At 70.3% G+C, this 21,446-nt stretch carries 19 protein-coding genes and 1 pseudogene; 10 read left to right on the top strand and 10 right to left on the bottom strand.

Annotated features, from left to right (window positions below; all coding sequences use genetic code 11):
* The first annotated feature begins 372 nt into the window (after positions 1–372).
* A complete protein-coding gene (gene ppdK / locus AB0L75_RS18210) occupies positions 373–3,093 on the top strand; it encodes a pyruvate, phosphate dikinase (RefSeq protein ID WP_365181914.1) in 2,721 nt (906 codons plus the stop codon).
* A gap of 309 nt (positions 3,094–3,402) precedes the next feature.
* On the opposite strand, the gene AB0L75_RS18205 is transcribed toward ppdK, so the two are convergent.
* Positions 3,403–3,858 (bottom strand): hypothetical protein, encoded by a 456-nt coding sequence (locus AB0L75_RS18205; protein WP_365181912.1) that lies wholly within the window; start codon positions 3,856–3,858, stop codon positions 3,403–3,405.
* 468 nt (positions 3,859–4,326) lie between these two features.
* On the opposite strand from AB0L75_RS18205, the gene AB0L75_RS18200 reads away from it, so the two are divergent.
* The 3 genes and pseudogenes from AB0L75_RS18200 (at position 4,327) to AB0L75_RS18190 (ending at position 7,056) form a co-directional block, all read left to right on the top strand.
* Entirely contained in the window at positions 4,327–5,577 is a 1,251-nt protein-coding gene (locus AB0L75_RS18200; RefSeq protein ID WP_365181910.1) for a helix-turn-helix domain-containing protein, read from the top strand.
* A 120-nt stretch (positions 5,578–5,697) separates the two neighbouring features.
* Positions 5,698–6,306, top strand: coding sequence for a DUF6415 family natural product biosynthesis protein (locus AB0L75_RS18195; protein ID WP_365181909.1), 609 nt, complete (start codon positions 5,698–5,700; stop codon positions 6,304–6,306).
* 393 nt (positions 6,307–6,699) lie between these two features.
* A pseudogene (locus tag AB0L75_RS18190) lies at positions 6,700–7,056 on the top strand (hypothetical protein).
* Positions 7,057–7,095: 39 nt separating this feature from the next.
* Here AB0L75_RS18190 and AB0L75_RS18185 read toward each other — a convergent pair.
* Positions 7,096–7,770, bottom strand: a complete 675-nt coding sequence (locus AB0L75_RS18185; protein ID WP_365182126.1) for a TetR/AcrR family transcriptional regulator — start codon at positions 7,768–7,770, stop codon at positions 7,096–7,098.
* 148 nt (positions 7,771–7,918) lie between these two features.
* Between AB0L75_RS18185 and AB0L75_RS18180 the strand changes: the two genes are divergently transcribed.
* Positions 7,919–9,382, top strand: a complete 1,464-nt coding sequence (locus AB0L75_RS18180; protein WP_365181907.1) for an MFS transporter — start codon at positions 7,919–7,921, stop codon at positions 9,380–9,382.
* Positions 9,379–9,804 (top strand): cupin, encoded by a 426-nt coding sequence (locus AB0L75_RS18175; RefSeq protein ID WP_365181906.1) that lies wholly within the window; start codon positions 9,379–9,381, stop codon positions 9,802–9,804. The genes AB0L75_RS18180 and AB0L75_RS18175 overlap by 4 nt, the downstream gene beginning before the upstream one ends.
* Positions 9,805–9,893: 89 nt before the next feature.
* Here AB0L75_RS18175 and AB0L75_RS18170 read toward each other — a convergent pair whose 3' ends face one another.
* Together AB0L75_RS18170 and AB0L75_RS18165 are read right to left on the bottom strand one after the other, a co-directional pair.
* The gene (locus AB0L75_RS18170) at positions 9,894–10,478 is read right to left on the bottom strand and encodes a DUF4232 domain-containing protein (RefSeq protein WP_365181904.1); all 585 of its coding nucleotides are present in this window, start codon (positions 10,476–10,478) and stop codon (positions 9,894–9,896) included.
* 85 nt (positions 10,479–10,563) lie between these two features.
* Positions 10,564–11,121: a TetR/AcrR family transcriptional regulator gene (locus AB0L75_RS18165; protein ID WP_365181902.1), complete on the bottom strand. Its 558-nt coding sequence runs from the start codon at positions 11,119–11,121 to the stop codon at positions 10,564–10,566.
* A gap of 95 nt (positions 11,122–11,216) precedes the next feature.
* Between AB0L75_RS18165 and AB0L75_RS18160 the strand changes: the two genes are divergently transcribed.
* The 4 genes from AB0L75_RS18160 (at position 11,217) to AB0L75_RS18145 (ending at position 14,956) form a co-directional block, all read left to right on the top strand.
* Positions 11,217–11,819: a DUF2867 domain-containing protein gene (locus AB0L75_RS18160; RefSeq protein ID WP_365181901.1), complete on the top strand. Its 603-nt coding sequence runs from the start codon at positions 11,217–11,219 to the stop codon at positions 11,817–11,819.
* 140 nt (positions 11,820–11,959) lie between these two features.
* Positions 11,960–13,231, top strand: coding sequence for a sugar ABC transporter substrate-binding protein (locus tag AB0L75_RS18155; protein WP_365181899.1), 1,272 nt, complete (start codon positions 11,960–11,962; stop codon positions 13,229–13,231).
* Complete coding sequence (locus AB0L75_RS18150; protein ID WP_365181897.1) at positions 13,228–14,130, top strand: sugar ABC transporter permease; 903 nt, start codon at positions 13,228–13,230, stop codon at positions 14,128–14,130. The genes AB0L75_RS18155 and AB0L75_RS18150 overlap by 4 nt, the downstream gene beginning before the upstream one ends.
* Complete coding sequence (locus AB0L75_RS18145) at positions 14,123–14,956, top strand: carbohydrate ABC transporter permease (RefSeq protein ID WP_365181895.1); 834 nt, start codon at positions 14,123–14,125, stop codon at positions 14,954–14,956. The genes AB0L75_RS18150 and AB0L75_RS18145 overlap by 8 nt, the downstream gene beginning before the upstream one ends.
* Positions 14,957–14,962: 6 nt before the next feature.
* Here AB0L75_RS18145 and AB0L75_RS18140 read toward each other — a convergent pair whose 3' ends face one another.
* The 6 genes from AB0L75_RS18140 to AB0L75_RS18115 form a co-directional block, all read right to left on the bottom strand.
* Positions 14,963–15,745, bottom strand: a complete 783-nt coding sequence (locus AB0L75_RS18140; RefSeq protein ID WP_365181894.1) for a glucose 1-dehydrogenase — start codon at positions 15,743–15,745, stop codon at positions 14,963–14,965.
* 70 nt (positions 15,746–15,815) lie between these two features.
* Positions 15,816–16,400 carry a TetR family transcriptional regulator gene (locus AB0L75_RS18135; protein ID WP_365181893.1) on the bottom strand — a complete coding sequence of 195 codons (585 nt, stop codon included), beginning with the start codon at positions 16,398–16,400 and terminating at the stop codon, positions 15,816–15,818.
* Positions 16,401–16,444: 44 nt separating this feature from the next.
* The gene (gene nirD, locus AB0L75_RS18130; RefSeq protein ID WP_365181891.1) at positions 16,445–16,795 is read right to left on the bottom strand and encodes a nitrite reductase small subunit NirD; all 351 of its coding nucleotides are present in this window, start codon (positions 16,793–16,795) and stop codon (positions 16,445–16,447) included.
* Positions 16,792–19,401, bottom strand: coding sequence for a nitrite reductase large subunit NirB (gene nirB / locus AB0L75_RS18125; RefSeq protein ID WP_365181889.1), 2,610 nt, complete (start codon positions 19,399–19,401; stop codon positions 16,792–16,794). The genes nirD and nirB overlap by 4 nt, the downstream gene beginning before the upstream one ends.
* Positions 19,401–20,615, bottom strand: a complete 1,215-nt coding sequence (locus AB0L75_RS18120; RefSeq protein WP_365181887.1) for an FAD-dependent oxidoreductase — start codon at positions 20,613–20,615, stop codon at positions 19,401–19,403. Before AB0L75_RS18120 ends, nirB begins: the two co-directional genes overlap by 1 nt.
* Before the next feature lie 152 nt (positions 20,616–20,767).
* Positions 20,768–21,415, bottom strand: a complete 648-nt coding sequence (locus tag AB0L75_RS18115; protein WP_365181885.1) for a class F sortase — start codon at positions 21,413–21,415, stop codon at positions 20,768–20,770.
* Positions 21,416–21,446 lie beyond the last annotated feature (31 nt).

Genomic DNA, 21,446 nt, shown 5'->3' with positions numbered 1-21,446 from the left:
GGTGAAATCGGGCCCGCTGTGGCAGCGTGATTCTCGCCACCCTTGATAAGGGTTGCGCTCAGATGAGCAGATCATGGGCGACTGCACTTCTCCAAGGGGTGGCACCGAGTGCCACCCCTTGATCGTTCATCGATCGAACTCAGACGTGCATGGATCCCGCTCATCTGAGCGAAATCCCGCTCTTGGGATGGTGTTGCCTTCAAGAAGTGAAAACATCCGGGCGCTGTGGCTTGCCAAGCTTTGACTTTCGATCCGCTGGCGGACGAGTGGTTACAGGCGCATGACGCGCAAGTGGACGTACCCATGTGCCTTCGATCTGGGTATGTTCCTCGCCGTCAGGGCAGCCACCGTGGCCTCAAGGAGTCGAGACCCGTGTCGGAAAACAAAGACCCCCAGGCGGTGAAGTTCGTTTACGACTTCACCGAGGGAAACAAGGACCTCAAGGACCTCCTCGGCGGCAAGGGTGCCAACCTCGCCGAGATGACCAACCTCGGTCTGCCGGTCCCTCCCGGCTTCACCATCACCACCGAGGCCTGCAAGGTCTACCTGGAGAGCGGTGCGGAGCCCGCGGCACTGCGTGACGAGGTGAGTGCGCACCTCGACGCCCTGGAGTCCCGCATGGGCAAGAAGCTCGGCCAGCCCGACAACCCGCTGCTCGTCTCCGTCCGCTCCGGCGCGAAGTTCTCGATGCCCGGCATGATGGACACGGTCCTGAACATCGGACTGTCGGACAAGTCGGTGCAGGGCCTGGCCAAGCAGGCCGGCGACGACCGCTTCGCCTGGGACTCCTACCGCCGCCTCATCCAGATGTTCGGCAAGACCGTCCTCGGCGTCGACGGCGACCTCTTCGAGGAGGCTCTCGACAAGGCCAAGGAGGCCAAGAAGGTCACGGTCGACACCGACCTGGAGGCCGCCGACCTGAAGAAGCTGGTCACCACCTTCAAGAAGATCGTCAAGAAGGAGGCCGGGCGGGACTTCCCGCAGGACCCGCGCGAGCAGATGGACCTCGCCATCCACGCGGTCTTCGACTCGTGGAACGGCGACCGCGCGAAGCTGTACCGCCGCCAGGAGCGCATCCCCGGCGACCTCGGCACGGCCGTGAACATCTGCTCCATGGTCTTCGGCAACCTGGGCCCGGACTCCGGCACGGGCGTGGCGTTCACCCGCGACCCCGCATCGGGCCACCAGGGCGTCTACGGCGACTACCTGCAGAACGCCCAGGGCGAGGACGTGGTCGCGGGCATCCGCAACACCGTTCCGCTCGCGGAGCTGGAGACGATCGACAAGAAGTCGTACGACCAGCTGATGCAGATCATGGAGACGCTGGAGAACCACTACAAGGACCTCTGCGACATCGAGTTCACGATCGAGCGCGGTCAGCTGTGGATGCTCCAGACCCGGGTGGGCAAGCGCACGGCGGGTGCCGCCTTCCGTATCGCGACCCAGCTCGTCGACCAGGGCCTGATCGACGAGACGGAGGCCCTGCAGCGCGTCACCGGCGCGCAGCTGGCCCAGCTGATGTTCCCGCGCTTCGACGAGGACGCGAAGGTCGACAGGGTCGCGCGCGGCATCGCCGCCTCTCCTGGCGCCGCGGTGGGCAGGGCGGTCTTCGACTCCTACACGGCCGTGAAGTGGTCCCGCTCGGGCGAGAAGGTCATCCTGGTCCGCCGTGAGACCAACCCCGATGACCTCGACGGCATGATCGCGGCGGAAGGCATCCTCACGTCGCGCGGCGGCAAGACCTCCCACGCGGCCGTGGTCGCCCGGGGCATGGGCAAGACCTGTGTCTGCGGTGCGGAGGAGCTGGAGGTCGACACCAAGCGCCGCCGGATGACGGTCCCCGGCGGACACGTCGTGGAAGAGGGCGACCTGATCTCCATCGACGGTTCGAGCGGCAAGGTGTACCTCGGCGAGGTCCCGGTCGTCCCGTCCCCCGTGGTGGAGTACTTCGAGGGCCGGATGCACCCGGGCGCCGACGACGCCGACGAGCTGGTCGAGGCGGTCCACCGCATGATGGCCTTCGCCGACCGCAAGCGCCGCCTGCGCGTCCGCGCCAACGCGGACAACGCGGAAGACGCCCTGCGGGCCCGCCGCTTCGGCGCCCAGGGCATCGGCCTGTGCCGCACGGAGCACATGTTCCTCGGCGACCGCCGTGAGCTGGTCGAGCGCCTGATCCTGGCGGACACGCAGGAGGAGCGCGAGGAATCCCTGGAGGCGCTGCTGCCTCTCCAGAAGACGGACTTCGTGGAACTCTTCGAGGCGATGGACGGCCTCCCGGTGACGATCCGTCTCCTGGACCCGCCGCTGCACGAGTTCCTGCCGGACATCACGGAGCTGTCGGTCCGCGTGGCCCTGGCCGAGTCCCGCCAGGAGCCGCACGAGAACGAACTCCGCCTGCTCCAGGCGGTGCACCGCCTGCACGAGCAGAACCCGATGCTGGGCCTGCGCGGCGTACGCCTCGGCCTGGTCATCCCGGGTCTGTTCACCATGCAGGTCCGAGCGATCGCCGAGGCGGCGGCGGAACGCAAGTCCGCCAAGGGCGACCCGCGCGCGGAGATCATGATCCCGCTCGTGGGCACGGTCCAGGAGCTGGAGATCGTCCGCGAGGAGGCCGACAAGGTCATCGCGGAGGTGGAGGCGGCGACCGGTACGTCGCTCAAGCTGGCGATCGGCACGATGATCGAGCTGCCGCGCGCCGCCCTCACGGCGGGCCAGATCGCGGAGGCGGCGGAGTTCTTCTCCTTCGGCACGAACGACCTGACGCAGACGGTGTGGGGCTTCAGCCGCGACGACGTCGAAGCCTCCTTCTTCACGGCGTACCTGGAGAAGGGCATCTTCGGCGTGTCTCCCTTCGAGACGATCGACAAGGACGGCGTCGGCTCCCTGGTGAAGCTGGCGGCGGAGGCGGGCCGGCGTACCCGCCCCGACCTGAAGCTCGGCGTCTGCGGCGAGCACGGCGGTGACCCGGAGTCGGTGCACTTCTTCCACGAGGTGGGCCTGGACTACGTCTCCTGTTCCCCGTTCCGCATCCCGGTCGCCCGCCTGGAGGCGGGCCGCGCGGCGACGACCTCGGCGGGCAGCGACCACCGCTGACCCTCCCCTGACGCCGGAGCCGCCGCCCGTCCCCGACCCTCAACCGATGGGCGACGGCTCCGGACCACGAAAAGAGAGGCGGCACCCTGTGCGGGGGTGCCGCCTCTCTGTGCATGATCTGCGGAGACCGCCGAGCTACGCCGCTGACCAGGCAGAATGACGCTTGCTGACGTTGGCTGCCGTTGAATCCGTCTGGCGCCGTTGTGCCCTCTGCGTGTCCTCTGTGTGCCCTCCCACAGCACGGCCCCGCACCGCAGGCCCGTTCCTCCAGGGTCTGGTGCAGGGGGGCATGGCCTCGGGTGGTGGCGGCTATGCGTGGCCGGTGTACGCGATGCTGCACGCCGAGACATCGCCGTTGACCGCGCAGAGCTGGATGGCGACCTCGCTGCCTTCGGCGAGGTTGCCGGTGTTCCACGGGCTGTAGTAGACCGCCGCATGGCCGCGCGTGGTGGCAGTGCGGGAAGAGGTCGGGACGATCATGTACGCCTCCATGCCCCAGCCGTCGGAGGCGATGTCTCCGACGCGGAACGCGTCGCCGGGGGTGCCGGTCGCGTCGATCGGGTCGGCGTTCCACTCCATGACGCCCACGTAGGTGCCGCCGTGGTAGGCGGCGATGGAGAAGCTTCCGTTGGACGACACTGCCTTCTTCGCGAAGGTCCAGTCCGCCGCCGACGCCTGGCTCGCGCCGAGTGTGACGGATGTGCCGCCGAGCACTGCGCAGGCCGCGAACAGAGTGAGGACGCGGTTCTTCAGCCTCTTCGTCATGTGGGGCCCCGTGTGGTGAAGGTGGGTGTGGGTGTGGATCTTTCTCCCGCCGAGACGGGCGGTCAAGAGGGGGACCGGAGTGGAGTTGGAATCCTTCCAGCGCGCCGCGTACGGCATCTCCACCAGAAAGCTGACGACCTGCGCATTTTGATCCCGAAGCGACCACGCGTGCTCGGTTTTTCTACAGCCCAGCACCCACCTCAGCTCCCACCCGTCCGCCGTCGACCGGCACCTCGCGCTCTTCGACCTCACCGACGAAGCCGATGCCCTGCATGGTGAGATGCAGCCACTGATCCGGGATGGGTGTGAGGACCTCCCCGAGAGGAGGTGTGAGCGCCTGCCAGGAGGAACTGGTCCCCGATGAGCCGGAGAGTGCGAGGTGCCGAGGAGCGGAGCAGAGGCACTTGCTGCCAGTGACTCTGGCCCTACCCTGGCAGTGACGAAGCTGCTAGGAGGGGCAAGGCTGTGATGTCTGAAGATGCTACGCCGGACCCATACGCCGATCCGCTGAAGTTCGGTCAGCGTGTTCAAGTGCTACGTGAGCGCCGGGGGATGACGCAGACGCAGGTAGCCGATCTGCTGGGCATCTCGCCGCACACTTACCGCAAGATCGAGAATGGGCAGCAGAAGGCGCCTGGCCTGGATACGGTCCTCAGAATTGCGGAGATCCTACGGGTGCGCGATCTGGCGGACCTCACGGGGCGGCCGGATGCGCACGTGGACCTGTTCGTCGGGCCGGGCCATCCGAGGCTTGCCGCTGTCAAGGTCGCCATCGACTCGTTTCCGCTCTCCACGGCCATCGAGCCGCCACCCGTTGCGCATCTCGAAGCCCGACTGCACGCCGCATGGAAGGCGCGGCACGCGTCGAAGAACCACAGAGAGGCCATCGGTAAACTCCTGCCCGACCTGATCCGGGACAGCCAAGCGTTGGTGCGGCACGCGGACAGCGCGGTTGAGCGGCGCGCGGCACAGGTTCTATTGGCGCAGGCATACAGCCTGAGTCAGTTCTTCATCGCCTACCAGCCTGACTCAAGCCTGCTGTGGCGTGTCGCCGAGCGCGGCATGATCGCGGCGCAGGAGTCCGAAGACCCTCACGCGATCGGCGTGGCCTCATGGCTGCTTGCCCAAGCGCACCGCGATACCGGTCCCCGTCATTACGACGCCGCCGACGCCGTCAATCTGGAGGCCGTCCGCTACCTGGAGCCTCTACTGCCCGATGCCAGCGACGACGTTCTTGCTATCGCTGGCGCCCTCGAATTCGAACTCGGGTACACCGCGGCCCGTCGCCAGGAGACCGGCACGGCATGGCGGCACTGGGACAAGGCAAACGACATGGCCACCAGGCTGCCCGCCGACTATTACCACCCCGTCACCTCCTTCTCCCGCGCGGTGATGGGCGCGCATGCGGTGACGGTAGCCGTCGAGCTGCGTCAGGGGGGCGAATCAGTGAGGCAGGCCGCCAGGGCGGACCGGGGCGTCATCAAGTCCCGCCCGCGCCGCGCCCGGCACCGGATCGAAGAGGCTCGCGGCTACCAGATGGACAACCAGCCCGATGTCGCCATCGCGTCGTTGGAGAAGGCGTTCGAGGCTGCGCCCGAGACAATCCGGTACAACGGCTACGCGAGGGCGATCCTTTTGGAGGAAGTGGAATCGACACAGGCGCCTCGCCGCCGCAGGGCAGCTGAACTCGCGGACAAGGTCGGCATTCTCGCTGCCTGACAGTAGCGACCGGATTACGGTCGGCGATCCCTTTCGGGCGCCCCTACGGTCAGAGCGTCGGACCCCGGCGAGGTGGTGAGACCTCCCGGGGCGTGGCCAACGCTGCGAAGGAGCGTCGACATGAAGAACGGTACAGCTTCGCCCGGTGCCGTCCCACGGGGCGGCATGACGATGTGGGTCTACACCGTGGACCGCTACGGCTCGATCATCCACGACAGGGGCACGGTCACCGTGGCGTATGGGAACCAGTCGCTGCCGCCGGTGATGAGCACCGCGTACCCGCCGTGCGAGTGCTCGCGGTGCCGCCACGGACAGGGGGACGCGCCGGTGAACGCCACGGTGGAGCACGGCGACGGCGACGACTCGGACCGGATGGACATTGCGACGATGCGCAAGACCGCTTCGGAGCTGCTTGGGCCGAACGATGAGCCCGACGCTCTGCCTCTGGCCTCCAACGATCTGGACACCCTCTCCGCGATGCTGCGCGGCCAGCTGGAACTGCTGATCCCCGAGGTGGACCAGCAGGCGCGGCGTCTACCGAAGGACAGCATCCCTCGGTACTGCGCGCTCGCCTGCGTCGGAGAGGCGAGCAGGAAGCTGCGGGTCGGGGAAGGCTGCACGCCGTCCGTCCGCGTGGCTGTGGCACGAAAGCTCGCCCGCTCCGTCAAAGCCCTGTGCGACCACTACGAGAAGCTGACCGGGGAAGGCCCGGCGAGCGAGCGGTCATGAGGGCGATCGCAGGCCTGCTGGTGTACGTCACCACGGCGGTGAGTCCTCCGGTCCCCGTCCTGGCGCTGGCGCGGACATACATCTGCCGCACCCCCACGGCGACCGCATGGTCAGGGTCGCACCCTCGGAGCCCAGCGGGAGGGCCAACGACCGCCGCGCCGCCCGCATCGGGTTGGCGGCGGCCAGTCGGCGAGGCAGCCGAGTGCGATTGAGGCGTACACAGCGTCGGCTGCCGAACCCGCAACGCACAGGTTCCCTCGTCCTCGTCGTCGTGGTGCTGTTGTGGTCCACTCTTCGCCCCCGCCTTGCCGGGCTGCCAGCCGACCCCCGAATCCCGGAGCTGCACGAGAAGATCGCGGCACTGCCGAGTGCCGTGTGAAGAAAGGGGACTTCATGAGCGGCGACGGCCGAATCTTTCGAGAGGCGTGGATCGCCGGCGTGCACAAGCGCTTTCCTGGCGAGCCGAAGCCGAGCTACGTCACACCGTGGGAGGAGACGCCCGACTGGGAGCGCGCGGCAGCCGCTGCCGTCTGTGGTCAGGTGCGTGACTTCGTGCGCGTCAGCGCAGGTCGCGCCGCACGCTTGACGCGTGAGCAGAAGGGCCAGTTCGTCGCGGTGTGCTGGACGGCCCAGATGTACAAGCACTTCGAAGATCCGAAGCCGGGCTATGTCGCAGGCTGAGGAGATCTCCCCGAATGGCAGCGAGAAACCGACGCGGACATCTTCGAGGCCATCGAGCAGAGCGCGTGACTTGGACGGACGGTACCCGGTATGGGTGCCGTCCCTCGTTCAGTCGGGCGTGGTCAGCAGGCCGTTCACCAGGGCCGTCAGGCCGGGTGCGTAGGTGTCCTGCGCGGTCAGGGGGGCCCAGCGGTCCGCCACCGCCGCGAGGCGGGGGAGTTGCTGCGGGTCCAGGTCGGCGAAGACCCGGTCGCGGTAGGTCGGGCGGTCGTCGGCCTCGCGGCGGCGGGCCGCTGTCGCGCGGATCACGATCTCACCGGCGGTGTAGTACCAGATCGCCCGGTATCCGTGCACGGCGGCCTCCAGGGACAGGCCGCTGCCCGTCAGGCCGTCCACGATCTGCTCCACGAACCACAGCGCGGACTTCGACATCAGGTCGTCCGCCGTCAGTACCTCCACCACCCAGGGGCAGTCGGCCAGCACCTCGTGGATCGCGGTCGCGGCGGCGATGACGCGTTCGCGCGGGTCGGTCGGCGGAGCGGACGGCCGGCGCAGGTTCCGCGCGGCGTAGTCGTCGAGCAGGAGGAGTAGCAACTCCTCCTTGTCGCGGACGTGGTGGTAGAGCGCCATGGGTGTGCTGCCGATCTCGGAGGCGAGCCGGCGCATCGTCAGCCGGTCCACGCCCTCGTCCGTCACGATCCGGAGCGCCGTCCGGAGGATCTCCGTACGGGAGATACGGGCAGGTCGGCCGGTGGTCTTGCGGGGTGCGGGCGGTTGCGGCATGGCATCCATCATGCCCTCGACGTCCTCGGTCATCCGTACGCCGGTCTCTTGGCATCCGTGCGTCGGTCTCTTCGCATCCATGCGTCGGACTCTCCGGGGTTTCCCCCGGGTGTCGACAACGGGGACCCGGCCGCGCTAGTTTTCTTACATGTATAGAAACTTACGGGGCAGCCCAACGGCCGTGCTCGCGGCCTCCGCCGTGGCCCAGTTCGTCGTCGCTCTGGACATGGCCGTGGTCAACATCGCGCTGCCGGCGATCCGCACCGCCCTCGGCTTCGATCCGCTCGGCCTGTCTTGGGTCGTGCACGTGTACGCGCTCACCTTCGGCGGGTTTCTGCTGCTCGGCGGCCGGGCCTGCGATCTGTACGGCCGGCGTCGGCTCTTCGTCGCGGGGCTGGTCGTCTTCGGGGTCTGCTCGCTCGCCGGTGGACTGGCCCAGGACCCATGTCAGTTGGTGGTCGCTCGCGCGGGGCAGGGTGTGGGCGCGGCCGCCATCGCGCCGGCCGCGCTGGCGTTGCTGACCACCACCTTCACCGACGGCCCCCGGCGCGTCCGCGCCCTCGGCGTGTGGAGCGGGATGAACGCCGTGGGCGGTGCGCTGGGCGTGCTGGCGGGCGGGGTGCTCACCCAGTACGCCGGCTGGCGCTGGGTGATGCTGGTCAATCTGCCCATCGTGGCCACGGCGCTCGTGCTGGTCCACGCGGCCGTACCGGCCGAGTCCAGGCCGGTACGGCGGGAGCGGCCCGATGTGCTCGGAGCCCTGCTGGCGACCGGCGGAACCGGGCTGCTCGTGTTCGGTGTCGTACGGACCGATGTCCAAGGGTGGGCGTCCAAGGGGACATGGGCCACTCTCGGTGGTGCCGCTCTGCTGCTCTTCACGTTCGTCCTGGTCGAATCCCGGGCGGCCGCACCGCTGTTGCGGCTCGGGCTGCTGCGCAGCCGCTGGGTCGCCGGTGCCAATCTGCTGGTGTTCCTCGCCGCGGCCGGGCAGTTCACCGGCTTCTACTTCATCTCCCTCTATCTCCAGCAGGTCCTGGGCCTCGGCGCCGCCGCGACCGGCCTCGCGTTCCTGCCGTTCTGCGCGGGCTCGGTGGCCGGGACGATCGCGGCCACCCGTATCACCGCGACCCGTTCGCCCCGCGCCTCGCTCGTGCCCGGCGCGCTGCTCGCCGCCGCGGGTATGGCCTGGTTCGCTCGGATCAGCCCGCACGGCGGCTTTCTCACCGATGTGCTCGGGCCGTCGCTGGTCACCAGCGTCGGCATCGGGCTGGTGTTCGCGCCGGCGGCCGCCGCCGCGACGGCCGGCGTCCGGCCCGGCGAGGCCGGCATGGCCTCCGGCGTCTTCAACACCGCACGGCAGCTGGGTGGTTGCATCGGCGTGGCCACCCTGGCCACGGTCGCCGCCCACCGCACCGGTACGGCCACCGATCCCGGCGCGCTCAACGCCGGGTACGCCCTCGGCCTGGCCGTCACGGCCGCGCTCTGCCTGCTCGCGGCGGTCGTGGCGGTCTGTGTGCTGCCCCGGCGCCCGAGCCTCACCGGATCCCCGGCCCCGCACCCCACGGCCCCCGCCGCCCTTGTGAAGAAGCGAATGGAAGGAACATCGTCATGACCGACACGACCTTCACGACCGACACGACCATCACGACCGTCGATCTGTTCTCCTCGATGCTGGACTTCCGGGCCGACGGAGGTGTCCGGTCCGGCGCACGGCGGATGGCCGAGGGCGAACCCGGCTCCTGGCAGGTCGCGGCCTTCCATGTGGAGACCGACGCCGACGTGCACGCCGACCACTGGGAGGTGCATCCCGAGGGGGAGGAGGCCGTGTGCTGCCTGGCCGGTGGCGTGCGCCTGTACCTCCGGGCCGTCATGGACGGCGGGGCTGAGGAGATGGTGCGGCTGGGGCCGGGCACCGCCGTGCTCGTGCCGCGCGGTCGCTGGCACCGCCTGGAACTGGACGCGCCGAGCGATCTGATGTCGATCAGCCCGCGTCGCGGCTCACGCCTGGAGAAGCGCAGCGACCTCGGCGGCTGATCCGCGCCGCCGAGAGGCGCGAGGGGGGGCGGAGGCGCCCGGTGCGGGCTGCCGTCCCTCGCGCCTCTGCTGCTTCTCCTCTCGCCACCTCAGAAGGCGCCCTGGGCGTTCACCGGGCCCACCTGGAAGATGCCGGAGCACGTGGTGAAGGGGGCCGGGACCAGGGTCGCGGCGCGGGACGCCGGAGGGTAGATCCGCAGGTAGGTGCCGGTGCGCAGGCAGGGGCCGCCGATGGGGCCATTGGTGGTGCGGACGACCGCCGAGGCGGAGTGCGCGGGGGCGAGGGCGACGGTGCCGTAGGAGCGGCCGCTGCGGGTGGCGACCGGACCGATCTGCCGGTGCGCGGTGTCCAGGACGCCGACGCCCGGGTAGCCGCGCAGGGCGCACGTGGTGGTGCTGGTGTTGGTGAACCGGATGGCCCAGTAGAGCGATCCGGCCGCCCCTTCCTTGTCCCCCATGGAGACGTACAGGTCGCTCAGGGCGCAGGTGCGCGGACTGGCGGACGCCCGAGTCGAGGCAGCCGTCGTCGCCGTTGCCGTGGTCGTCGCCATCGCCGTTGCCGTCGTCGTCGCGCTCCATGCGGCAGCCGCTGTCGCGAGTGCGGCCGCGGCGGCGGTCAGCCCTGCGGCGAGGCCGCGCCGGGCCAGGAATCGAGTATGCAGAGACAGAGACATGGCACATCCGCCTCCATCGGGCGAATGGATCGATGTGAGGCATTTTGGTGGATGCACCCCTTAGATGCACCCCCTTGGGGAAACGCTACGCCAGCAAGCGCTGTCTGATCAGCTCCATCACTTCCGTGCGGCTGCGCTTGCCGGTGTCGGAGGCGTGGAGGTCGTTGCCGATGCGCACCGAGACGGCGACCAGGCAGCGGACCTCGACCTCGTCCTCGTCGGGGCAGAAGGAGGAGAACAGGGAGCGCAGGTAGTCCATACGGCGGTTGTCCACGCGGCGCAGGCGCTCGGCGACGGCCGCGTCGCGGCGGGCCCACTCGCGGATCGCCAGGTCGGCGGTGATGCCCCGCACCGGCCCCTCGGCGGCGGCGACGATGGCGAACAGTCGCTCCAGCCTGGCCCTGGCGTCTCCCCCGCCGCTCTCCACCTGCTCGATCACGCTCTCGGTGACCTCGCGCTCCCAGGTGTCGAGCATTTCGGTGAGCAGCGCCTCCCGGTTGCGGAAGTAGCCGTAGAAACCGCCCTTGCTGACGCCGAGTGCTTGCGCCAGGGCCTCGATCCGGACTGCCTCGGGTCCGCCCGCGACGAGTGCCCGCAGGCCCTCCTCGATCCACTTGCCCCGTGGCGTGCGGGTCGCGCCCATGATGTGTGCCTCCTCACGTTCCCCCCGAGTATACGGGGGCGTATAGATGGTTCTACGCTCGATCTATACGCCACCGTATAGACAGGGGTCTGCCCATGCGACTTCCCCGAACCGCCCACACCGACCGCCCCTGGCGGATCCATGAGATCACCGGCGACTTCACGATCGAGGACGTGTGGGCACTGCCCACCCCCGGCGGACCGGACGACCTGGTGTGGCTGGTGCGTCAGACGGCCGAGGGAATGAGGGGCGGGGTGAGTGGAGAAGGCCCCGTCTCCCGCGTGCTCTTCGCCGTCCGCTGGAAGCTCGGGGCACTGCTCGGCTGGGACAAGGCCGGTACCGGCATCGGCGTCCGGCTGCCCTCGTTGCGCGACCGCTTGCCGGCGGACCTTCGGGAGGGCCCCCGGGGTCCCGACCTCGGCTCGTCCCCGTTCACCTCCCTCTACGAGAGGCACGACGAGTGGGCCGCCGAGATGGGCAACAAGACCGTGCACGCGGTGATGCACATCGGCTGGGTCCCGGACGGATCCGGCGGCTACCGCGGCCAGATGGCCGTCCTGGTGAAGCCGAACGGGCTGTTCGGAACCCTCTACATGGCCGCCATCAAGCCCTTCCGGTACCTCGGGGTGTACCCGGCGCTGCTGCGCGCCATCGGCCGCAAGTGGCAGGCGGGCGCCGCCGAACGGAACGCGCACTGAGCCGAACGGAGCTGCCCGCTGCCCGCCGTCGCCGGCATCGGCCTCAAGGTGTGACACACGGCTGCAACCCCCCTTTCGTAATCCCGGTGCAGGGTTGATCGTTGGGCCGTGCATCGATGACCGACGTCAGGGGGCACACGATGACGAGGATCAGCCGTAGGACGCTGCTGGCGGCGGGCGCGGGCGCCGGACTGCTCACCGCGTGCGGATCGAACACCGGGCGGGGCGACGGCGGGGGCGCGGGGCCGCAGCTGTCGCAGTGGTACCACCAGTACGGGGAGGCGGGCACCGAGCAGGCCGTCGAGCGGTACGCCGCCGCCTACAAGAAGGCGCGCGTCAAGGTGCAGTGGCGGCCCGGGAACTACGACCAGCAGACCGCCGCCGCCCTGCTCACCGACTCCGGGCCGGACGTCTTCGAGGTCAACGGGCCGACCCTGGACCAGATCCAGGGCGGGCAGGTCGTCGACCTCACCGATCTCCTCAAGGGCGTCGAGAACGACTTCAATCCCGCCGTGCTCACGCCGAAGACGTACGAAGGGAGGATCTGGGGCATCCCGCAGGTCGTCGACATGCAGATGCTCTACTACAGGAAGAGCCTGCTGAAGGACGCCGGGGTCGAGCCGCCCGCCACGCTCGACGCCCTCGTCGACGCCGCCAAGAAGCTCACCGGCAGCAAGACCAAGGGCCTGTTCCTGGGGAACGACGGGGGAGCCGGTGTGCTCGGCGGTACGCCCCTCTACGCCGCCGGGCTGCGGCTCGTCACCGAGGACGGCAAGGTCGGCTTCGACGACCCCGCCGCTGCCCGCACCCTCGGCAAGCTGCACCAGCTCTACGCCGACAACTCCCTCCTCCTCGGGGCGCCCACCGACTGGTCCGATCCGTCCGCCTTCGTCCAGGGGCTGACCGCGATGCAGTGGTCGGGCCTGTGGGCGCTGCCGCAGGTGCACAAGGAACTCGGCGACGACTTCGGGGTGCTGCCGTTCCCGAAGGACGGCGGCCAGGGGAAGCCCTCCGTGCCGGTTGGGGCGTACGGCGCCGCCGTCAGCGCGCGCGGCAGGCACACGGAGGCCGCCAAGGAGTTCGTGAAGTGGCTGTGGGTCGAACGGGCCGACTGCCAGGAGGACTTCGCGCTGTCGTACGGCTTTCACATCCCGGCCCGGATCTCCCTCGCCAGGAAGGCCGCCAAGCTGCGCTCGGGTGCCGCCGCCGACGCCGTCCGCTTCACCACCGACCACGGCTACGCCCAGCCCCTGCTGTGGACGCCGGCGAGCCAGACCGCCTACCAGGACGCGCTCAGCCGGATCATCAGGGGCGGGGCCGATCCGGAGGGTGAACTGCGGGCCGTCGTACGGAAGGTGGCCGGTGAGCTGGACCGCGTGAAGAACGCGAAGAAGGCGAAGAAGACGTCGTGAGGCGTCGCAGGGCCCTCTGGTTCTGGGTGTTCGTCGGGCCGTTCGCCGCCGGGCTCGCGCTGTTCACCTACGTTCCGCTGCTGTGGAGCGTGGGCCTCAGCCTCTTCGACGCGCACAACACCGTCACGCCCACGCACTTCGTCGGCCTGGACAACTACACGGCGATGCTGGAGGACGACGCGTTCGTCGGCAGCCTGAAGACCTTTCTCGTCTTCACCGCCTTCATCGTCCCCGTCACCTACCTGGTCTCCCTCTCGCTCGCGCTCATGGTCAACCGGGTACGGCGGGCGCGTGCCTTCTTCCGGTCGGTCTTCTTCCTTCCGGCCGCGTGCAGTTATGTCGTCGCCGCCCTCGTGTGGAAGATGTCGATCTTCAACGGGGTGCGGTTCGGGCTCGCCAACACCGTGCTGGGGTGGTTCGGGAGCGATCCCGTGGCCTGGCTGTCCATCACTGATCCGCCCTGGTACTGGCTGGTCATCGTCACCGTACGGCTGTGGCTGCAGGCCGGTTTCTACATGATTCTCTTCCTCGCCGGGCTGCAGCGGATCGACCCGGTGCTGTACGAGGCGGCCGCCGTGGACGGGGCCCGGCCCGGCTGGACGGTGCTGCGGCACATCACGCTGCCCCAGCTGCGGGCCACCTCGGTCGCGGTGCTGCTGCTGCTCGTCATCAACGCCTTCCAGGCATTCGACGAGTTCTACAACCTGCTCTCCGATGCCAGGGGTTATCCGCCGTACGCCCGGCCGCCGCTCGTCTATCTCTACTACACGGCTCTCGGGCAGGGGCAGAACCTCGGGCTCGGCAGCGCGGGCGCGGTGATCCTCGCGCTGGTCATCGCCGTCGTCACCGTGGGTCAGGCGCGGTGGCTGAAGCTGGGGAGGGCGGACGCCGATGGATGACGCGCTGGTGCGGGCCGGGCGGGCGCTCAGGCTGGTGCTGCTGATCGCGCTCGCCCTGCTCTTCCTGATCCCCTTCTATCTGCTCGTGCGCAACGGTCTGTCCAGCGAGCGGGACATCACCTCGCCCGAATGGACCTTCCTGCCGGGTGAGTTGAGGTGGGGGAACGTCCGGGAGCTGTTCGACGACCCGTCCGTTCCCTTCGCCCGCTCGCTGCTCAACTCCGCGCTCATCGCCGTCGCGACGACCCTGGGCACCCTGCTCCTCGCCTCCCTCGCGGGCTACGGCCTCGCCCGCATCCCGTACCGGCACGCGAACAAGGTCTTCTACGGCATCCTCGGCACCCTGCTCGTCCCGGCGGCCGTCACCTTCGTGCCGAGCTTTGTGCTGGTGTCGTCGCTGGGCTGGATCTCCACGCTCCGGGGACTGATCATCCCGACGCTGTTCTCGGCGTTCGCCTGCTTCGTCTTCCGCCAGTACTTCCTCGGTTTCCCGCGGGAGCTGGAGGACGCGGCACAGGTCGACGGGCTCGGCTACTGGCGCACGTACTGGCTGGTGGTCGTGCCGAACGCGCGGCCGGTGTTCGCGGCGGTCGGCACGATCGTCTTCCTCGGCGCCTGGAACTCCTTCCTGTGGCCGCTGGTGATCGGGCAGGACCAGAGCGCCTGGACGGTGCAGGTGGCGCTGTCGTCGTTCACGACGTCACAGGTGATCCGGCTGCACGAGCTGTTCGTCGCGGCCGTCGTGTCGATCCTGCCGCTGCTCGTGGTGTTCCTGTGCTTCCAGCGGTGGATCGTGGCGGGGGTGGAGCGGTCGGGGATCGACTGAACCGGGTCAGGCCGTCGAACCGCCGTCGACCACCAGGTCGGTGCCGACGACCGAGGCCGCGTCGTCCGAGGCCAGGTAGAGGACGGCGGCGGCGATCTCCTCGGCGGCACTGACCCGGCCGAGCGGGACCTCGGCGCGCATCCGGTTGGCCCGGTCGGCCTCGGTCTCGCCGGGCTTGAAGGACATGTCCGTGGCGGTGGGGCCGGGGCTGACGGCGTTGATGCGCACCCCGTCGGCGATGTGGTCCAGGGCGGCGCCGCGGCTGAGCACCGACACGGCCGCCTTGGTGACGGCGTAGCCGGTGGTGCCGCGCAGCCGGCTGTGGACGCCGATCCGGGAGGCGATGTTCACGATGGCCCCGCCGCCGGGCTGGGTCCGCATCTGGGCGACCTCGGCCTGGAGGGAGAGGAGGACGCCGGTGACGTTGATGTCGAGCATCGTCCGCCAGTCCTCCTCGGGCAGGTCCGCCGCGGGCCGCCCGCGCCCGGTCATGACGCCGGCGTTGTTGACCGCCACGTCGAGGGAGCCGAACCGGTCCACGGCCGCGGAGACCAGGGCCCTGAGGTCGTCGGCGCTGGTCACGTCCGCGGTGACGGCCAGCGCCTTGCCGCCCGCCGTCCCGATGAGCGCCACCGTCTCCTCCAGCGGCTGCCTGCGGCGCCCGGCGACGACCACGTTCGCGCCCTCGCGGGCGAAGGCCAGCGCGATGGCGCGCCCGATGCCGCCGCCGGCGCCGGTGACGAGGGCCGTCCGGCCGGTGAAGCGGGCGCGTGTCGAGGTGGTGGTCATGATCTCCCCTTTTTTTGACCGATCGGTTCAGTATGAGGTGCGAAAAAAGCGGCGCCGCCGACCGTGCGTCTCAGTCGAGCAGCGCCAGTGCGTGTTCCGCCGCGTCCCGGACCCTCGCCGGATCCGGCGAGGCCTTGCCGACCACCCGCAGCCCCTGGAGCAGTACGAGCAGCGTACGGGCGAGGGCGAGCGGATCGCGGTCCGCGGCCAGTTCGCCCTGCGCCCGGGCGCGGACCAGGGCGGAGTGCAGCAGCGTCTCCAGGTGGTCCCAGCTCTGCTCCACCCTGCGGGTGGCCGCCCGGTCGTGCGGGGCCAGCTCGACCGCCGTGTTGACGATCAGGCAGCCCTGTTCCCTGGTCGGGTCGGCGGCGGCCTCGGCGGCGAACCGCCGGACCACCGCGCGCACCGCCGGCAGTACCGGTCCCGGCCGGGACAGTTCCCGGGTCAGCAGGGGGTTGTGTGTCTGTCCGTACCGGTCCAGCGCCCTCAGATACAGCTCGTGCTTGCTGCCGAAGGTCGCGTACAGACTCGCCCTGCCGATGCCCAGGTGCTCGACCAGGTCGGCCATCGAGGTCGCCTCGTAGCCGCGCCGCCAGAACAGCTCGAGGGCTGCCTGGAGCGCGGCGTCCGGATCGAATTCCTTGGTCCTGGCCACGCGGTGCAGCCTAGGTTTTACTGGAATGATCAGTCAAGTAATGGTCAGACCGTGCGCACTTCGTACGCGGCCACCCGTACCTCCCCGTCGTCCAGGCACTCCCCGCTGGTCAGGTCGAAGCGCTGCTTCAGCAGGGGCGAGGCCACGAACGGGCGGTCCTGGTGGGTGCCGGTCAGGCCGCGGGAGAGCACGGCCGCGCCGGTGAACGGGTCGCGGTTGTCGACGGCGTAGAGGCGGTCGGCGCGGTCGCGGAAGAGGGCGACCTGGCGGCCGTCCGGCAGCAGGGCGGCCACCCCGCGGCCCGGGGTGAGCGCGCCCAGGTCGCAGGCCGTGAACCAGCCTTCCGCCAGCCGGAGTTGGACCTTCAGATCGGTGGTCTCAAGAGCCAGGGTCATCGCTGAGCGCTTCCTTCCAGGGCGTCGTCGGCAGGCCGCAGGCCGATGGACAGCAGCGGCAGGTCGGGCTTGATCTGGTCGCGCTCGGGGACGAAGGCGACGACCGGGTCCGGGGTGTCCGGGGCGTTCACGAAGGACACGAACCGGGCGAGCTTCTCGGGGTCGTTGATGGTTTCGGACCACTCGTCGCGGTAGTGGGCGACATGCGCCCGCATCAGCTGCTCCAGCTCGTCGCAGATGCCGAGCGAGTCGTGCACCACCACATCGCGTACGTGGTCGAGGCCGCCGGGAATCCGCTCCAGCCACACGCTCGTGCGCTCCAGGCGGTCGGCGGTGCGGATGTAGAACATCAGGAAACGGTCGATCAGGCGGACCAGTTCGGCGTCCGACAGGTCCTGGGCCAGCAGGTCCGCGTGGCGTGGGGTGGCGCCGCCGTTGCCGCCGACGTACAGGTTCCAGCCGCTCGCGGTCGCGATCACGCCGAAGTCCTTCGACTGGGCCTCGGCGCACTCCCGCTGGCAGCCGGAGACGGCCGACTTCAGCTTGTGCGGCGAGCGCAGGCCCCGGTAGCGCAGCTCCAGGTCGATCGCCATGCGGACCGAGTCCTGCACGCCGTACCGGCACCAGGTGGAGCCGACGCAGGACTTCACCGTGCGCAGCGCCTTGCCGTAGGCGTGCCCGGACTCGAAACCGGCGTCCACCAACCGGGCCCAGATCAGCGGCAGTTGCTCTACCCGCGCGCCGAACATGTCGATCCGCTGGCCGCCGGTGATCTTCGTGTAGAGGCCGAAGTCCCGGGCGATCTCGCCGATCACGATCAGCTTCTCGGGCGCGATCTCACCGCCGGGGATGCGCGGGACGACCGAGTACGAGCCGTTCTTCTGCAGGTTGGCGAGGAAGTGGTCGTTCGTGTCCTGGAGGGCCGCCTGCTCGCCGTCCAGGACGTAGCCGCTCGCGCCGATCGCCGGGGCGAGCGAGGCGATGATCGAGCCGACGGCCGGCTTGCAGGTCTCGCAGCCGTCACCGCCCCGGGCGCCCTCGCGGCCGTAGCGGTCGAGCAGGTCCTGGTAGGTGGTGATGCGCAGGGCGAGGACGATCTCGTACAGCTCCTCTCGGGTCTGTGCGAAGCAGCCGCACAGGCCCTTGTCGACCTCGATGCCGGACGCCTCCAGCTCGGCGTTGACCAGCTGGCCGAGCACCTTGACACAGGACCCGCAGCCGGTGCCGGCCTTGGTGCACTTCTTCACCTCGGGCACGGTCGCGCACCGGTGCTCGGTGACCGCGCCGCGGATCGTGCCCTTGCTGACGTTGTGGCAGGAGCAGATGATCGCCTCGTCCGGCAGCGCGGACGGGCCGAGCTGGGCCCCCGAGTCGGCTCCGGCGGGCAGGACGAGCGACTCGGGGGAGATGGGGGGCACCGAACCCGTCAGCGCGCGCAGGGTGCCGTACGCCTCCGCGTCGCCGACCAGGATGCCGCCGAGCAGCGTGCCGTCGCGGCCGATGACCAGCTTCTTGTACAGGCCGGCGCGGGAGTCGGAGTAGACGACGTCCAGGCAGTCCTCGGTGGTGCCGTGCGCGTCGCCGAAGGAGGCGACGTCGACGCCGAGCAGCTTGAGCTTGGTGGAGAGGTCGGCGCCGGTGAAGGACGCCTCGTCGGTGGCGATCGTCGCCGCGGCCGTCTCCGCCTGCTCGTAGCCCGGGGCCACCAGACCGTACACCCGGCCGTCCGCCGCCAGCGCGCACTCGCCGATCGCGAAGACGTGCGGGTCGGAGACGGTACGGCACTGCTCGTCGACGGTGATGCCGCCGCGCTCGCCCACCGTCAGCCCGCAGTCGCGGGCCAGCTGGTCGCGGGGGCGGACGCCGGCGCTGAACACCACCAGGTCCGTGGTGAGTTCGGAGCCGTCGGACAGCTTCATGCCGGTGACGGCGCCTTCGCCGTCGACGACGATCTCCTGGGTGCCGACGCCCGTGTGGACCGTCAGGCCCATCTCCTCGATGGTGCGCAGCAGGGCCGCGCCGCCGCCCTCGTCGACCTGCACCGGCATCAGGCGCGGCGCGAACTCCACGATGTGCGAGGTGAGTCCGAGGCCCTTCAGCGCGCCCGCGGCCTCCAGGCCGAGCAGACCGCCGCCGACCACCGCGCCGACGGTCGCCTTCGCCTTCGCGTACTCCTCGATGGCGAGGAGGTCCTCGATCGTGCGGTAGACGAAACAGCCCTCGGCGTCCTTGTTCGGGACCGGCGGCACGAAGGGGTACGAGCCGGTGGCCAGCACGAGAGTGTCGTACGCGAACACCTGGCCGGACCTCGCGGTCACCCTCCGGGCCTCGCGGTCCACGGAGACCGCCGGGTCGCCGACGTACAGCTCGATGCCGTGCGCGGCGATGAACTCCATGTCGGTCATGGAGAGTTCCTCGGGCGTCCGGCCCGAGAAGTACGAGGTGAGCGCGACGCGGTCGTACGCGGGACGCGGCTCCTCGCACAGCACGACCACGCGGTGCGTGGCGGTCAGGCCGCGCTCGGCCAGCGCTTCGAGGAAGCGCTGGCCGACCATGCCGTGGCCGACGAGCACGATCGTGGGGGTGGCCCCCGGGGCGGTGGTCATCAGGAGCCTCCATCGTTGGTGAGCAGGTGGAGCAGGGGGCCGTCGTCGGGGAGCGGCTCCGCTCCCTCCCAGGCCCGGGCGAGCGCGCCGACGGTGCCGAGTTCGCCGACGAGGACCCCGCCGACCAGGCGGTCCGCACGGACGACGACCTTGCGGTAGGTGCCGCGGGTGGCGTCGGCGAGCCGTACGACGTCGTCGCCGGGGCGTGCCTCGGTCTCGCCGAACGCGGCCAGGTCGAAGGGGGAGCCCGGGCCGGTGAGGGTCAGCCGGGTCAGGGAACGGGTGCCGCGATAGCGGGCGTCGGTGTCTCCGGCGAGCAACTCGGCGAGCGCGTCGGCCTGTTCGAGGGCGGGCGCCGCCAGGCCGTAGACCGTGCCGTCGTGCTGGACGCAGTCGCCGACGGCGTGGATGCGCGGGTCGGAGGTGCGCAGTTCGTCGTCGACGAGGATGCCCCGGTGCACGGCGAGACCGGCCTGTTCGGCCAGTGAGGTGCGCGGGCGGACCCCGCAGGCGATCACCACGAGGTCGGCGTCCAGGGCGTAGCCGTCGGCCATCTCCACCGAGCGGACCGCGCCCGCGACCGAGCGCACGTCCCGCACCCGGCACTCGGTGTGCACCTCGACGCCCAGGTCGGTGAGGTGCCGCAGCACCAGCCGGGAGGCGTCCGGGTCGAGCTGGCGTTCCATGAGCCGCTCGGCCTGCTGGGCGAGGACCACCTGCGCGCCGCGTACGGCGAGTGCGCGGGCCGCGGACACGCCGAGCAGCCCGCCCCCGACGACGACCGCGCGCACGCCCGGCCGGACCGCCTCGGCGAGCCCCAGGCAGTCGTCCAGGGTGCGGAACGCGTGGACGCCCTCGGGGAGTTGGTGATCCGGCGTGAACAGGCCGCGCAGCGGCGGCAGCACCGGGTTGGAGCCGGTGGCCAGGACCAGCGTGTCGTATGCGATCGAGCCGCCGTCGGCGCACTCGACGGTACGGGCGGCCCGGTCGATGCCGGTGACCCGGCCGCGCAGCAGGCCGGCCGGCTCGGGGAGGGAGATCACCTCCGGGGCGTACCGGCCGGCCAGCACCTCCGCGAGCAGCACCCGGTTGTACGGCGGGTGCTCCTCCTCGCCGACGAGCAGCGCGGGCGTGCCCAGCTCGCCGAGCCGCCGGGCGAGCCGTACGCCCGCGAGGCCGGCGCCGATCACCACCACACGCGTATTCGAGGTCATGTCCCCGAGCGTGCGGTCCGGACGTTACCCGGCCGCATCACCTCTGTTTCCCGTGAGGAACGCTGCCCTCAGCAGGGACCGGCCGGGGATGTGAGGGGTCCGCGCTCGCGCCGGGAAGGGCTGTGAGGAGGGCGACTTCGGCTGCGGGACTCCTAACGGCTTCCCGTCAGGTGCGCGAACACCACCACGTTGCCCAGGTAGCCCGTGGCCTTCGAGTAGCCGCCGCCGCAGGTGATGACGCGCAGCTCGGGACGGGGAGCCGCGCCGTACACCTTCTGGTCGGGGAAGTCGTGCGCCGCGTACACCTCCACCGCGTCCACGGTGAACACGGCCACGCTGCGGTCCGCGCGGTCCACCTCGATCCGGGCGCCCCGCTTCAGCGCGCCGAGGTCGTAGAAGACGGCCGGTCCCTCGGTGTTGTCGACATGCCCGGCGACGATCGCGGTGCCCGTCTCGCCGGGCATGGTGCCGGACTGGTACCAGCCGGCCAGGTTCCTGTTCCGGGCGGGCGGCACGTCCAGGCTGCCGGAGCGGGTGAGGGCCAGGCCCATCAGCGGGGCGTTCACCCGGATCGCGGGGATGCGGATGCGGGTGGGCACGGACGGCGCGAGGGCGTGGGCCGCGAGCCGCTCGCCGCCCGGCTCCGGGCGGCCCTCGGCGGCGGCCGGCTGCGGCGGCGTGTGGGTCCCGGCACCGCTGTCGAGCAGCCACACCCCGCAGCCGAGGGCCACGACGGTGACCGCGGCTATCGCGGTGTCGCCGAGCCTGGCACTCCTGGCGCGCCTGGCGCTCCTGCGCATACGAACCTCTCTCCCGAAGGCGAACCCCGAG

The sequence above is a fragment of the Streptomyces sp. NPDC052101 genome (assembly GCF_040680235.1).
In the GTDB taxonomy this organism is placed as follows: Bacteria; Actinomycetota; Actinomycetes; order Streptomycetales; family Streptomycetaceae; genus Streptomyces.
The sequence above is the reverse complement of the archived record's forward strand: the minus strand, read 5'-3'. Positions and strand labels throughout refer to the sequence as shown.